Source organism: Streptomyces coerulescens (genome assembly GCF_042657965.1).
Taxonomy (GTDB): Bacteria; Actinomycetota; Actinomycetes; order Streptomycetales; family Streptomycetaceae; genus Streptomyces; species Streptomyces coerulescens.
The window spans coordinates 272,251-286,218 of the sequence record NZ_JBHSKM010000004.1; the positions used below are offsets into that span (position 1 = coordinate 272,251).

The following is a 13,968-nucleotide window of genomic DNA, read 5'->3' on the forward strand; positions in this document are numbered from 1 at the left end:
GGGGCTCCCACCGGTCCGACGACGTATTCCAGAGACGAGGAATCAAGCCGTGAGCGACGTCCGAAACGTGATCATCATCGGCTCCGGGCCCGCCGGCTACACGGCGGCGCTCTATACCGCGCGCGCGTCGCTGAAGCCGCTGGTGTTCGAGGGCGCCGTCACCGCCGGCGGTGCGCTCATGAACACGACCGACGTGGAGAACTTCCCGGGCTTCCAGGACGGCATCATGGGCCCCGAGCTCATGGACAACATGCGCTCCCAGGCCGAGCGCTTCGGAGCCGAGCTCGTCCCGGACGACATCGTCAACGTCGACCTGAGCGGTGAGATCAAGACCGTCACCGACACCGCGGGAACGGTCCACCGTGCGAAGGCCGTCATCGTCGCGACCGGCTCGCAGCACCGCAAGCTCGGCCTGCCGAACGAGGACGCCCTCTCCGGTCGTGGCGTCTCGTGGTGTGCCACCTGTGACGGCTTCTTCTTCAAGGACCAGGACATCGCCGTGATCGGCGGCGGTGACACCGCGATGGAGGAGGCGACCTTCCTCTCGCGCTTCGCCAAGTCCGTGACGATCGTCCACCGCCGGGACACCCTGCGCGCCTCCAAGGCGATGCAGGAGCGCGCCTTCGCCGACCCGAAGATCAAGTTCGTCTGGGACAGCGAGGTGGCCGAGGTCCAGGGCGAGCAGAAGCTCTCCGGGCTGAAGCTGCGCAACATCAAGACCGGCGAGCTCTCGGACCTCGCGGTCACCGGCCTGTTCATCGCGATCGGCCACGACCCGCGCACCGAGCTGTTCAAGGGCCAGCTGGAGCTGGACGAGGAGGGCTACCTCAAGGTCAGCGCCCCCTCGACCCGCACCAACCTCACCGGCGTCTTCGGTGCCGGTGATGTGGTCGACCACACCTACCGCCAGGCCATCACCGCGGCCGGCACCGGCTGTTCCGCCGCCCTCGACGCCGAGCGCTTCCTCGCCGCCCTCGCGGACGAGGAGAAGGCCGAGCCCGAGAAGACCTCTGTCTGACCCCCATCCTCCCCACGCACCCCATCAGTTAAGGAGCCCGCCGTGGCCGGCACCCTGAAGAACGTGACCGACGACTCCTTCGACCAGGACGTCCTCAAGAGCGACAAGCCCGTCCTGGTGGACTTCTGGGCCGCCTGGTGCGGTCCGTGCCGCCAGATCGCGCCGTCGCTGGAGGCCATCGCCGCCGAGCACGGCGACAAGATCGAGATCGTCAAGCTCAACATCGACGAGAACCCGGGTACGGCCGCCAAGTACGGCGTCATGTCCATCCCGACGCTGAACGTCTACCACAACGGCGAGGTCGCCAAGACCATCGTTGGCGCGAAGCCGAAGGCCGCGATCCTCCGCGACCTCGAGGACTTCATCGCCGAGTGATGTTTCACGTGAAACACGAATGGGCCAACCCGAGCGGGTTGGCCCATTTGCTTTAGAGGGGGCGCAGTACCGGTTCCTTCTGCACCGCGCCCAGCAGCCGGTCGATCGCCATCTCCACGTCTTCCTTCCAGGACAGCGTCGTCCGCAGCTCCAGCCGCAGCCGCGGGGAGGTGGGGTGAGGACGGACCGTCTTGAAGCCCACGGCCAGGAGATGGTCTGCGGGCAGAACACACGCCGGCTCTTTCCACCGAGCGTCACCGAAGGCCTCGATCGCCTTGAAGCCCCGCCGCAGCAGATCCTTGGCGACCGTCTGGACCATCACTCTGCCCAGCCCCTGGCCCTGATAGCCCGGCATGATGAACGCGGTCATCAACTGCACCGCGTCCGGCGAGACAGGGCTCGTGGGGAAAGCCGTCGCACGAGGGACGTAAGCCGGAGGCGCGTACAGCACAAAGCCGACCAGCACTTCATCGACGTAGACGACTCGACCGCAGGAGCCCCAGTCCAACAGGACGGCGGAGATCCAGGCTTCCTTCTCCAGTGCGGACGTGCCGGCCTTTACCGCTGCCTCACCGCTGACCGGGTCCAACTCCCAGAAGACACACGAGCGGCAGCGCTTGGGAAGGTCCGGAAGGTTGTCCAGCGTGAGCGGTACGAGCCGACGCCCCATGAAGGCTGTTCCTCGCTTCCTTCGCCCGCGGCATCGCGAGCGGCTGTCAGGGCGCTTCGTTCCCTGAGCAGGCTGCCGACGAATCCGCCGACCGCGCCCAGCCCAAGACCCGCGCTCACCAGTCCGGTGCGGCTCACCGTTCGCATGGACCCCGCCTCCCCTAAGAGGTCTGCCAGGTGGATGCGCCATACCCGATCGCATCGTATCCACGTTGGGATTCCATCGATACCGCCAGAAAGCAAAGTGCGGGCCGTGTTCCGGTACACACCGGACACGGCCCGCATGAACGAGTCGGACAGCTGACCCGCCCGGCCGTGAGCCTCAGCCCTCGATGTCCTCGTCGCCGTCGTCAGCGAGGAGGCTCTTCTGCAGGGCGAGCTTCTCGCCCGGAGCAAGCGTGCTGAGGATGCGCTCGAGGTCCTCCGGCGAGGCGAACTCGACGGTGATCTTGCCCTTCTTCTGACCCAGCTCGACCTTCACTCGCGTCTCGAAGCGATCCGAGAGCCGCGTCGCGAGGTCGGACAGCGCCGGCGAAGGAACGGAGCCCGCCCGGGGCCCCCTGGCCCGCGGGGTCTTCTGCGGCCGGGAGCCCATCAGGGTCACGATCTCTTCGACGGACCGTACGGAGAGGCCTTCGGCCACCACCCGGTAGGCCAGCCGCTCCTGCTCCTCCGGGTCTTCGACAGAGAGGAGGGCTCGCGCGTGGCCTGCGGAGAGCACTCCGGCCGCCACCCGGTTCTGGACCTTGGGCGAGAGCTTCAGCAGACGCAGGGTGTTGGAGACCTGAGGCCGGGAACGGCCGATCCGGTCAGCCAACTGGTCATGCGTGCAGTTGAAGTCCTTCAGCAGCTGATCGTAGGCAGCCGCCTCTTCGATCGGGTTCAGCTGAGCGCGGTGCAGGTTCTCCAGCAGCGCGTCCAGGAGAAGCTTCTCGTCATCCGTGGCCCGCACGATCGCCGGGATCGCTTCGAGGCCGGCCTCACGACAGGCCCGCCAGCGGCGCTCGCCCATGATGAGCTCGTAGCGCGAGGGAGCGATCTGCCGCACGACGATCGGCTGGAGGAGACCGACCTCCTGGATGGAGGTAACCAGTTCCTGAAGCGCGTCCTCGTCGAAGATCTCACGCGGCTGACGCGGGTTCGGCGTGATCTCGTCGAGGGGGATCTCCGCGAAGTGAGCACCCATGGGAGCGGCGGGCGCCTCCACGACGAGGCTCGGCGGATGCTCCTCTGTTTCATGTGAAACAGGCGGCAGCGTAGCCACCTTGGCCGCGGCCACCCCGCGGTCGGTCAGCACCGGCACAGCGGCCGGGGAGGCGGAAGCAGATCCCCCCACCGCAGCCGGGGGCACCGTCTTCTCCGTCGGTGCCGCGGGGATCAGTGCGCCGAGTCCACGGCCCAAACCCCTCCGTCGCTCGCTCACTGGATCCCCTCCACCATGCTCGGATTGTTCTGGGCGCCGAAGTGGCCGTTCGTCGGGTCGTAGCTGACACCGACGCCCTTCAGCGCGATTTCTCGTGCGGCCTCAAGGTAGGACAAGGCACCGCTCGATCCTGGATCGTAAGTCAGCACCGTCTGCCCATAACTAGGCGCCTCGGAGATACGGACCGAGCGAGGAATGCTCGTCCGCAGCACCTCGTCGCCGAAGTGGTTGCGTACCTCATCCGCGACCTGGGACGCGAGCCGCGTCCGGCCGTCGTACATGGTGAGCAGGATCGTCGAGACATGCAGGGCGGGGTTGAGGTGGCCCCGCACCAGGTCGACGTTGCGCAGCAGCTGCCCCAGACCCTCCAGCGCGTAGTACTCGCACTGGATCGGGATCAGGACCTCCTGCCCGGCCACCAGCGCGTTGACCGTCAGCAGACCGAGCGAGGGCGGGCAGTCGATGAGGACGTAGTCGAGTGGCTGCTCGTAAGCCTGAATCGCCCGCTCGAGCCGGCTCTCACGTGCCACCAGGGACACCAGCTCGATCTCCGCACCGGCGAGATCGATCGTGGCGGGGGCACAGAAGAGACCCTCGACATCGGGGACCGGCTGGACGACTTCGGCGAGCGGCTTGCTCTCGACCAACACGTCATAGATCGAAGGAACTTCGGCGTGGTGGTCGATCCCCAGGGCAGTGGACGCGTTGCCCTGAGGGTCGAGGTCGATGACCAGTACGCGGCCGCCATGCAGGGCGAGCGACGCGGCAAGGTTGACGGTGGTCGTCGTCTTGCCCACGCCCCCCTTCTGATTGGCGACCACAATGACACGGGTCTGCTCGGGCCGTGGCAGGCCCTCGCCGGCGCGGCCCAGAGCTTCCACCGCCAGTTGGGCAGCACGACCGATGGGAGTGTCGTCCATCGGGGGCGGTGTTTCACGTGAAACATCGTCCCCCATCGACTCGGTACGGGGACCGGGGACCGGATCGGTCATCGGTCCCGCGATGTTGGCGTCGGACCGCAAGGATTCACTCTCCTCGACTTCAGGCTCGCTATGAACAGAGCCTCCCATGTCTTCGGGGTCGTGAACCAGTGAGGCCTGTTGTTCTGTGGAGAAATCCACCACTGTGGAAACCTCCGTACCCCTCTCGGGGGACGGAGAGTTGTCGGAAGCACCCTCTCTCAGGGAACCGAGGGGCTTTCGGTCACGCGGTTCGGCGGCGCGGCCGCGGCTGATGATGCCGTGCAGCAGTGAGCGACGTTTCACGTGAAACACGATGCACAGCAGCCGAGGCCGAACTGTCGCGACACTCCGGCATGGGTAGGTTTGCCAGCTTGTGTGGAGTACGTCTCGTCGTCAGGACGGATCAGCGTCGTCGACGGGCACGTCCCGTCCTGGCCGCCTTGGCCCGCTTCGCCGCGAAGCGCACACCGCCCGGGCTCTCCCCGACCTCAACGCGCACGACCGTGGACATCGGATCCACTACGCCCTCGCCCACATGGAGGATCGAGGTCTCCACCGCACCGAGCTTGCTCAGAGCGGTCGCCGCACTCTTCAGCTCCTCCTCCGCGGTGTCGCCCTTGAGCGCCAGCATCTCGCCGTACGGGCGCAGCAGAGGGATGCCCCAGGTGGCCAACCGGTCCAGCGGAGCCACGGCACGAGCGGTCACCACATGCACGGGCGGCAGCTTCCCCATGACTTCCTCGGCACGACCACGGACGACCGTCACATGATCGAGCCCCAGCAGCTCCACGACCTCCGTCAGGAAGTTCGTCCGCCGCAGGAGAGGCTCCAGGAGAGTGATCTTCAGGTCCTCCCGGACCAGTGCCAGAGGGATGCCGGGCAGACCGGCCCCCGAGCCGACGTCGCACACCGTCACACCCTCGGGAACGACCTCCGAAAGCACCGCGCAGTTCAGCAGATGGCGCTCCCACAGACGGGGCACCTCTCGCGGGCCGATCAGGCCACGCTGCACACCCGCCTCAGCGAGCAGTTCGGCGTAGCGGACCGCATCAGCGTAGCGATCGCCGAACACCTCACGTGCCTGTTCGGGCACAGGGGGGAGCTCCGCTGCCTCCGTCACGGGGACCGTCCTTCCGTACCGCGCCGGCGCTCCGGGCGCCGATCACCAGAACCACCAGAACTAACAGGCTGACAAAGTTCGGCCCCGCCTGCGCACAGACGGGGCCGGAGAAACGTAGAGACCGATCAGGCGGGAAGTACGACGACGAACCGCTGCGGCTCCTCGCCCTCGGACTCGCTCCGCAGGCCCGCCGACTTCACCGCATCGTGCACGACCTTGCGCTCGAACGGCGTCATCGGCTTCATCTTCACGGGCTCGCCTGTGCTCTTGACCTCGGCGGCGGCCTTGGCGCCCAGCTCGGAGAGCTCGGCCCGCTTCTTGGCCCGGTAGCCCGCGATGTCCAGCATCAGCCTGCTGCGGTCCCCGGTCTCCCGGTGCACGGCCAGGCGCGTGAGCTCCTGAAGCGCCTCCAGCACCTCGCCCTCACGCCCGACCAGCTTCTGCAGGTCTCGGCTGCCCGCGTCGCTGATGATCGACACAGCGGCGCGGTCGGCCTCGACATCCATGTCGATGTCGCCGTCGAGATCGGCGATGTCGAGCAGACCCTCGAGGTAGTCCGCCGCGATCTCGCCCTCCTGCTCCAGGCGAGTCAGGGTGTCTGCACCCTCGGCAGCGGCGGAGGTGGTGCCTTCCGTCACGGGATGGGCTCCTTCTTACTTCTTGGACGGGGACTTGGGGCGCTGCGGACCGCCCTTGCGCTGCCCGGACTGGGCCTTGCTGCGGCCGCTGCTGCCGGACTTGGGCGCGGCCTTCTTGGCGGTGTCGGGCTTGGCGTCCTGAGGCTCGGACTTCTCCAGCGAGGTCGGCTCGCCGGCCTGCTTCGGACCACCGGACTGACGCTGAGACTTGCTCTGCCGCTTCGGCTGCTGACGCTTGGGCGTCGCCGTGGTCGGCGTACCGTCCTCGGTCACGGTGGCGACGGCGCCCTCGCTCTTCACCACGGTGCCGTCGGCCTGCGCCGCGAGGCCGGCCTTGGTCAGACCGTTGATGAACTTGCGCTCGAACTCGTTGCGGTCGCGGCCCTTGGCGACGATGGCCTTGACGATGGCGCGCTCGCCCCGGCGGCGGGTCTTGCCGTGGTTCGTGACGTGCTTGGTCAAGCGCTCCAGGTACGCGGCCTGGGCCTTGGAACCCGGGGTCGGGTTGTTGTGGATGACGTACATCTGCTGGCCCATGGTCCACACGTTGGTGGTCAGCCAGTAGACGAGGACACCGACGGGGAAGTTGATGCCGAAGACGGCGAACATGACCGGGAAGATGTACATCAGCATCTTCTGCTGCTGCATGAACGGCGTCTTCACCGTGGTGTCGACGTTCTTCGTCATCAGCTGGCGCTGCGTGTAGAACTGCGACGCCGACATCAGGACGATCATGACCGCGGTGACGATGCGGACGGTGGTCAGCGAGGCGTCGAGCGCGGCGACCTCAGCAGAGCTGTCGGTGAACTTCGCGGCCAGCGGGGCACCGAAGATGTGCGCCTTCTGCGCGCTCTCCAGCAGGCTCTGGTTGATGACACCGACGGTGTCATTGTTCGCGATGCTGTTGAGCACGTGGTACAGGGCGAAGAAGAACGGCGACTGCGCCAGGATGGGAAGGCACGAGGAGAGCGGGTTGGTGCCCGTCTCCTTGTACAGCTTCATCATCTCTTCGGACTGACGCTGCTTGTCGTTCTTGTAGCGCTCCTGGATCTTCTTCATCTCGGGCTGGAGCGTCTGCATGGCCCGGGTCGCCTTGATCTGCTTCACGAAGAGCGGGATCAGGCAGATACGGATCAGAATCACCAGGGACACGATGGACAGGCCCCAGGCCCACCCGGTGTCAGGGCCGAAGATGGCGCCGTACACGGTGTGGAACTGGACGATGACCCAGGAAACGGGTGTCGTGATGAAGCTGAAGAGGCTGGCAATCGTGTCCACTAATCATGCTCCTTGGACATGGGACGGGGTCTCTGCGGCCGGGCTTGAAGGAACTTCACCTTCGATGGCCGTTTCGGCGGCGGAGGGCCCGCCCTTCCGTGCGCGCCACGCGTTGCGCACCATTTCGTGCCACCGTGGTCGCTTGCGCGGCGGGACATGATCCACACCGCCCAGTGACCACGGGTTGCACCGCAGGATGCGCCAGGCGGTGAGCGCCGTGCCCTTGATCGCACCGTGCCGGTCGATGGCCGTGTACCCGTAGTGGGAGCACGACGGGTAGTACTTGCACACCGGCCCGAGCAGCGGACTGATCGTCCACTGGTACAGCTTGATCAGAGCCAGCAGTGGGTACTTCATCGCGCGCCCCCTCCCAGCAGCCGCTGCAGAGCGGCATCCAGGTCTCGGGCCAGCTGTGCATGGTCGGCATCACCCGAACCGGGCAACGCTCGTACGACTACCAGGCTACCGGGGGGCAGCCGGTCGACTCGGTCGCGCATCAGATGGCGAAGCCTGCGCTTCACCTTGTTCCGTACGACCGCGCCACCCACTGCCTTGCTCACGACGAAACCCGCACGCGTCGGGGGAGCGCTCTCCCCAGGCGCGTGCGGGTCCGTGGCACCGCTACGAAGGTGGACGACGAGTGTCGGGCGGCCTGCCCGGCGACCCCGTCGTACCGCGGTCGCGAAGTCCTCGCGCCGCCTCAGCCGGTTCTCGGTGGGCAGCACGACGTCATGACCTGATCAGGATCAGGCGGACAGGCTGGCGCGACCCTTGGCACGACGGTTCGCGAGAATCGCGCGGCCGGCGCGGGTGCGCATCCGCAGGCGGAAGCCGTGGGTCTTCGCGCGACGACGGTTGTTCGGCTGGAAGGTGCGCTTGCTCACTCGGGGGCTCCAGAGATAAATCGGTGTTTGGCGGGTGCCGTCCTGGCTGTCACCGTGCGCCCACGAGTAGCTCGCAGTTACGCCCGAGTGCACCGCTTCCCGATCACCTGACGCGATCTGTGCCCATCGGAGGCAGGCGGCAGCAGCCATCGACAACTCGACCTGGTTACGGTACGCGCGGCTACGCCATCCGGTCAAACCAGGGGTCACTGGGAGACACTATCCACAGGCTGGGGACAACAACTTGAACCGCACCCACCGCCCTGACTACCGTGGCTGGACTCCGATTCGTTCCCTTGTCCCCTTGATTCTGGCTCCACCCGATTGAATCCCGACCCGTCCCACAATCACACGTTCGTGGGACCTGTGAGAGAGCGTGCCCTGTGGCTGACGTACCTGCCGATCTTGCCGCAGTGTGGCCACGAGTACTGGAGCAACTTCTCGGCGGTGAAGGCCGCGGGCAGGGAGTGGAGACCAAGGACGAGCACTGGATCCGGCGCTGCCAGCCCCTCGCGCTGGTCGCGGACACCGCCCTGCTCGCCGTACCGAACGAATTTGCGAAAGGCGTACTGGAGGGCCGTCTCGCCCCGATCGTCAGCGACACCCTGAGCCGCGAGTGCGGCCGGCCGATCCGCATCGCGATCACCGTCGACGACTCCGCCGGCGAACCCCCGGCCCCGCCTGCGCCCCAGCCCCCGCCGCAGCCCCGCTACGAGGAGCCCGAGCTCCCGTCGTACGAGAGCTACGGCCGCCACCGCGCCGACGACCAGATGTCCGGCCCCGCCGACCCGCTGCCCACCGCACGCCCGGCCTACCCGGGCGAGTACCAGCGCCCCGAGCACACCCCCGGCAGCTGGCCGCGTCCGACACAGGACGAGTACAGCTGGCAGCAGCAGCGGCTCGGCTTCCCCGAGCGGGACCCCTATGCCTCCCCGTCGCAGGACTCCTACCAGCAGGACCCGTACCAGCAGGACTCCTACGGCGGCCCCTCCCAGGACTACCGCCCGCAGCCGATGGAACGGCCGCCGTACGACGGTCACCGCTCGGAGTACGAGCAGCACCGCTCCGACTACGACAAGCACCGCTCCGAATATGAGCAGCAGCGGCCCGACTACGACCAGCCGCGCGCCGACTACGACCGCGACGGCCGCCGTGAGCTGCCCGAGCCGCCCGTCGGCTCCGGCCATGTGCACCGCGGCGGCCCCGTCGGCCCCGGCCTGCCCGCCACCGGCGCCCCCGGTCCGCTGGCCGCGCAGCCCGCGCCGGCGCCCGGCCCCGGCGAGCCGACGGCACGTCTGAACCCGAAGTACCTCTTCGACACCTTCGTCATCGGCGCCTCCAACCGCTTCGCGCACGCGGCCGCCGTCGCCGTCGCCGAGGCGCCCGCGAAGGCCTACAACCCCCTCTTCATCTACGGGGAGTCGGGACTCGGCAAGACGCACCTGCTGCACGCGATCGGGCACTACGCGCGCAGCCTCTACCCGGGCACGCGCGTGCGGTACGTGAGCTCGGAGGAGTTCACCAACGAGTTCATCAACTCCATCCGCGACGGCAAGGGCGACAGCTTCCGCAAGCGCTACCGCGAGATGGACATCCTGCTCGTCGACGACATCCAGTTCCTCGCGGACAAGGAGTCGACGCAGGAGGAGTTCTTCCACACCTTCAACACGCTCCACAACGCCAACAAGCAGATCGTGCTCTCCAGCGACCGGCCGCCCAAGCAGCTGGTCACTCTGGAGGACCGGCTGCGGAACCGTTTCGAGTGGGGTCTGATCACCGACGTCCAGCCGCCCGAGCTGGAGACGCGTATCGCGATCCTGCGCAAGAAGGCGGTCCAGGAGCAGCTCAACGCCCCGCCGGAGGTACTGGAGTTCATCGCCTCCCGCATCTCGCGCAACATCCGCGAGCTGGAGGGCGCGCTGATCCGTGTGACCGCTTTCGCCTCGCTCAACCGGCAGCCGGTGGACCTGGGCCTGACGGAGATCGTCCTCAAGGACCTGATCCCCGGCGGCGACGACGCGACCCCGGAGATCACCTCCACGGCGATCATGAGCGCCACCGCCGACTACTTCGGCCTCACGGTCGAGGACCTGTGCGGCAGCTCGCGCGGCCGCCAGCTGGTCACCGCCCGGCAGATCGCCATGTACCTGTGCCGCGAGCTGACGGACCTGTCCCTGCCGAAGATCGGCGCGCTGTTCGGCGGCCGCGACCACACCACGGTGATGCACGCGGACCGCAAGATCCGCAATCTGATGGCCGAGCGGCGCTCCATCTACAACCAGGTCACCGAGCTCACCAACCGCATCAAGAACGGCTGACGGAGCCGGCCTCGGGCGGGCCGCGAGGGCCGCTCGTACGTCACTGAGGGCGCTTCGGGACGAGATCCCGGGGCGCCCTTCGTCATGTCGCGGACCTCGGCTGTTCGAATACCTGCCGGGTTACGGCCACTCTCCACAGATTCGGTGACTTTCTGGCGTCCACACCCTGGGGACTGGGAAGTTGTCCAGACTGTGTCCACAGCGGGCCCTGTTGAAAGACGATCGGACCAGGTCAACTGCATGTGGATTCGTGGACGAACGATCTCCACAGACTGTGGACAGCGAGAAGATCCACAGGCTGTGCATGAAGTTGTCCACCGACAACCCACAGGCTGGGGCGAGTTGTCCCCAGCGATCCCCAGCTTCTCCACACCGCTGTCCACTGTTCGGCAACGCGACGCGCCTCCTCACCGGGTCGAGTGAAAGGCGTCACACAAAGGTGCCGGGTCGGGCTGTGGGAAAGGTGAGCAAAGCTGGGGACGGGGCTGGGGAGAAGTCGCCCCAGGCTGTGCATGGGGTGTGCAGAACTTTCCGTTCTCCACAGAAACGCTCGGTTGTCCACTGCCTCCGCCCACAGGGCCCGTGGACAAAATCTCTGCTCTGAACTGGGAAAACGTGGTTATCCACGGTATCCACAGGCCCTACTACTACTCCCAACTAGAGAGAGCTGGGAATCCGTTTCGAAGAGGGCCCTGTGCACAACTCGCTGTCCGGCTCCCGGCTGCCCCTCGTCACGACTTGACCCCGAGAGGCACCTACTGTCAGTGGGGTGCGTCAGACTGTTCCCGGTGTCCTTCCCCTCACTGGGGCCGACGACACCACGACAGACGACGAAGCCAGGCAGGGCGAGAAGCGCCGGCAACAGCAGGAGGCGGCAACAGTGAAGATCCGGGTGGAACGCGACGTACTCGCGGAGGCCGTGGCCTGGGCGGCGCGCAGCCTCCCGGCCCGTCCGCCGGCGCCTGTCCTCGCCGGCCTCCTGCTGAAGGCCGAGGACGGTCAGCTGAGCCTGTCGAGCTTCGACTACGAGGTCTCCGCTCGTGTCAGCGTCGAGGCCGAGGTCGAGGAGGAGGGCACGGTCCTCGTCTCCGGCCGGCTGCTCGCCGACATCTGCCGCGCTCTGCCCAACCGCCCGGTGGAGATTTCCACAGACGGTGTACGGGCGACCGTGGTCTGCGGCTCCTCGCGATTCACACTCCACACCCTGCCTGTGGAGGAGTACCCGGCCCTGCCGCAGATGCCGACCGCCACGGGCACCGTCCCCGGCGAGGTCTTCGCCTCCGCGGCCTCCCAGGTCGCCATCGCCGCCGGCCGTGACGACACGCTGCCCGTCCTGACCGGTGTGCGCATCGAGATCGAGGGCGACACCGTCACGCTGGCCTCCACCGACCGCTACCGTTTCGCGGTCCGCGAGTTCCTGTGGAAGCCGGAGAACCCGGAGGCCTCGGCGGTCGCCCTGGTCCCCGCCAAGACGCTCCTGGACACCGCCAAGGCGCTGACCAGCGGCGACAGCGTCACGTTGGCGCTCTCGGGCTCGGGTGCGGGCGAGGGTCTGATCGGTTTCGAGGGCGCGGGTCGCCGGACGACGACCCGTCTGCTGGAGGGCGACCTCCCGAAGTACCGCACGCTGTTCCCGACCGAGTTCAACTCCGTCGCCGTGATCGAGACCGCCCCCTTCGTGGAGGCCGTCAAGCGTGTGGCCCTGGTCGCCGAGCGGAACACCCCGGTGCGGCTCAGCTTCGAGCAGGGCGTGCTGATCCTGGAGGCCGGTTCCAGCGATGACGCACAGGCTGTGGAAAGGGTTGACGCCCAGCTGGACGGCGACGACATCTCGATCGCCTTCAACCCGACGTTCCTGCTGGACGGCCTGAGCGCGATCGACTCCCCGGTGGCGCAGCTGTCGTTCACGACGTCCACCAAGCCCGCGCTGCTGAGCGGCAAGCCGGCGCTGGACGCCGAGGCGGACGAGGCCTACAAGTACCTGATCATGCCGGTGCGTCTGAGCGGCTGACGTTGTCCACAGCGGCCGGGGAATCAGTGGATTTCCCGGCCGTCGGCTCGTCCGGAGACGGGTACTCGGCGCGGATCTTCCTCCACAGTCCCGGCACGGCTGTGGATCACCGGCCCGTTCGGGAGGTCCTCTGAGAAGCCGCAGGTGAGGGCGTACGTATGAGCGCGTATGCCCACGGATGTGCGCGTGCGTCCGGGTTTAGGCTCTGGCGTGGGCATGAAGGTGCCTCATACGCCACAGCAACCTAAGGAACAACTGATGGAGCTCGGTCTCGTCGGCCTCGGCAAGATGGGCGGCAACATGCGCGAGCGGATACGCCGCGCGGGCCACACCGTCGTCGGATACGACCGCAACCAGGACCTCGCGGATGTCCACAGCCTGGAAGAGCTTGTGGGTAAGCTCCCCGGCCCGCGCGTGATCTGGGTGATGGTCCCGGCCGGTGCCGCGACCCAGTCGACGATCGACGAGCTCGCCGAGCTCCTGGAGCCCGGTGACGTCGTGGTGGACGGTGGGAACTCCCGCTGGACGGACGACGAGCGGCACGCGCGGGAGCTGGCGGCCAAGGGCATCGGATTCGTCGACTGCGGCGTCTCCGGCGGCGTCTGGGGCCTGGAGAACGGTTATGCGCTGATGTACGGCGGGGACGCGGAGGACGTCGCCAAGGTGCAGCCGTTCTTCGACGCGCTGAAGCCCGAGGGCGACTTCGGCGCGATGCACGCCGGCAAGGTGGGCGCGGGCCACTTCGCGAAGATGGTCCACAACGGCATCGAGTACGCGATGATGCAGGCCTACGCGGAGGGCTGGGAGCTGCTGGAGAAGGTCGACTCCGTGACCGACGTCCGGGAGGTCTTCCGCTCCTGGCAGGAGGGCACGGTCATCCGGTCCTGGCTGCTGGACCTTGCGGTGAACGCCCTCGACGAGGACGAGCACCTCGACAGGCTCAAGGGTTTTGCACAGGACTCCGGTGAGGGACGCTGGACTGTGGAAGCCGCGATCGACCACGCGGTGCCGCTGCCGGCGATCACGGCGTCGCTGTTCGCGCGGTTCGCGTCCCGCCAGGACGATTTGCCGCAGATGAAGATGATCGCGGCGTTGCGGAACCAGTTCGGCGGCCACGCGGTGGAGAAGAAGTAGCCCGCCGGGCGCCGTACGACCGAGCACGACAAGACCGAGAAACGAGAACAAGTAATCCACACCCTGGGGATGCCGGCCTGGCACCCTCGGGGGTGGCCCGGTTGTCCACAACTGGGGACGGTTCAACCACATGTTGGG

The 13,968-nt window shown here is 67.2% G+C and carries 14 protein-coding genes; 5 read left to right on the forward strand and 9 right to left on the reverse strand.

Translation table 11 applies throughout. From position 1 onward, the window contains the following. Positions 1–49 precede the first annotated feature (49 nt). Positions 50–1,018, forward strand: a complete 969-nt coding sequence (trxB, locus tag ACFPQ9_RS09635; protein ID WP_380849764.1) for a thioredoxin-disulfide reductase — start codon at positions 50–52, stop codon at positions 1,016–1,018. A gap of 42 nt (positions 1,019–1,060) precedes the next feature. Beyond that, positions 1,061–1,393 carry a thioredoxin gene (gene trxA, locus ACFPQ9_RS09640; RefSeq protein WP_380849767.1) on the forward strand — a complete coding sequence of 111 codons (333 nt, stop codon included), beginning with the start codon at positions 1,061–1,063 and terminating at the stop codon, positions 1,391–1,393. Between the two features lie 52 nt (positions 1,394–1,445). On the opposite strand, the gene ACFPQ9_RS09645 is transcribed toward trxA, so the two are convergent. From ACFPQ9_RS09645 to rpmH, 9 genes are all read right to left on the reverse strand, one after another. Then, entirely contained in the window at positions 1,446–2,063 is a 618-nt protein-coding gene (locus ACFPQ9_RS09645) for a GNAT family N-acetyltransferase (protein WP_380849770.1), read from the reverse strand. A 321-nt stretch (positions 2,064–2,384) separates the two neighbouring features. After that, a complete protein-coding gene (locus ACFPQ9_RS09650; protein WP_380849773.1) occupies positions 2,385–3,485 on the reverse strand; it encodes a ParB/RepB/Spo0J family partition protein in 1,101 nt (366 codons plus the stop codon). Beyond that, positions 3,482–4,555, reverse strand: coding sequence for a ParA family protein (locus tag ACFPQ9_RS09655; protein WP_380850076.1), 1,074 nt, complete (start codon positions 4,553–4,555; stop codon positions 3,482–3,484). Before ACFPQ9_RS09655 ends, ACFPQ9_RS09650 begins: the two co-directional genes overlap by 4 nt. 295 nt (positions 4,556–4,850) lie before the next feature. Then, positions 4,851–5,567 carry a 16S rRNA (guanine(527)-N(7))-methyltransferase RsmG gene (gene rsmG / locus ACFPQ9_RS09660; RefSeq protein WP_030947159.1) on the reverse strand — a complete coding sequence of 239 codons (717 nt, stop codon included), beginning with the start codon at positions 5,565–5,567 and terminating at the stop codon, positions 4,851–4,853. Positions 5,568–5,692: 125 nt separating this feature from the next. Further along, complete coding sequence (locus ACFPQ9_RS09665) at positions 5,693–6,205, reverse strand: Jag family protein (RefSeq protein ID WP_380849776.1); 513 nt, start codon at positions 6,203–6,205, stop codon at positions 5,693–5,695. Between the two features lie 15 nt (positions 6,206–6,220). Beyond that, entirely contained in the window at positions 6,221–7,483 is a 1,263-nt protein-coding gene (yidC, locus tag ACFPQ9_RS09670; protein WP_380849779.1) for a membrane protein insertase YidC, read from the reverse strand. Between the two features lie 3 nt (positions 7,484–7,486). Further along, on the reverse strand, positions 7,487–7,840 hold the full coding sequence (gene yidD / locus ACFPQ9_RS09675; protein ID WP_107904969.1) for a membrane protein insertion efficiency factor YidD: 354 nt from the start codon (positions 7,838–7,840) through the stop codon (positions 7,487–7,489). Then, entirely contained in the window at positions 7,837–8,208 is a 372-nt protein-coding gene (rnpA, locus tag ACFPQ9_RS09680; RefSeq protein ID WP_380849783.1) for a ribonuclease P protein component, read from the reverse strand. The genes yidD and rnpA overlap by 4 nt, the downstream gene beginning before the upstream one ends. A 21-nt stretch (positions 8,209–8,229) precedes the next feature. Continuing rightward, positions 8,230–8,367, reverse strand: coding sequence for a 50S ribosomal protein L34 (gene rpmH / locus ACFPQ9_RS09685; RefSeq protein ID WP_015659252.1), 138 nt, complete (start codon positions 8,365–8,367; stop codon positions 8,230–8,232). Positions 8,368–8,750: 383 nt separating this feature from the next. On the opposite strand from rpmH, the gene dnaA reads away from it, so the two are divergent. The 3 genes from dnaA (at position 8,751) to gnd (ending at position 13,830) form a co-directional block, all read left to right on the forward strand. After that, a complete protein-coding gene (gene dnaA / locus ACFPQ9_RS09690) occupies positions 8,751–10,685 on the forward strand; it encodes a chromosomal replication initiator protein DnaA (RefSeq protein WP_380849787.1) in 1,935 nt (644 codons plus the stop codon). A gap of 880 nt (positions 10,686–11,565) precedes the next feature. Beyond that, positions 11,566–12,696, forward strand: a complete 1,131-nt coding sequence (gene dnaN, locus ACFPQ9_RS09695; RefSeq protein WP_190071244.1) for a DNA polymerase III subunit beta — start codon at positions 11,566–11,568, stop codon at positions 12,694–12,696. A gap of 258 nt (positions 12,697–12,954) precedes the next feature. Beyond that, entirely contained in the window at positions 12,955–13,830 is an 876-nt protein-coding gene (gene gnd / locus ACFPQ9_RS09700) for a phosphogluconate dehydrogenase (NAD(+)-dependent, decarboxylating) (protein ID WP_380849790.1), read from the forward strand. Positions 13,831–13,968 lie beyond the last annotated feature (138 nt).

What these genes read in the sequence shown, in the direction of transcription:
- ACFPQ9_RS09645 (WP_380849770.1), bottom strand. Translation starts at nt 2,063, where the DNA reads ATGGGGCGTCGGCTCGTACCGCTCACGCTGGACAACCTTCCGGACCTT.
- ACFPQ9_RS09655 (WP_380850076.1), bottom strand. Translation starts at nt 4,555, where the DNA reads ATGGGAGGCTCTGTTCATAGCGAGCCTGAAGTCGAGGAGAGTGAATCC.
- yidD (WP_107904969.1), bottom strand. Translation starts at nt 7,840, where the DNA reads ATGAAGTACCCACTGCTGGCTCTGATCAAGCTGTACCAGTGGACGATC.
- gnd (WP_380849790.1), top strand. Translation starts at nt 12,955, where the DNA reads ATGGAGCTCGGTCTCGTCGGCCTCGGCAAGATGGGCGGCAACATGCGC.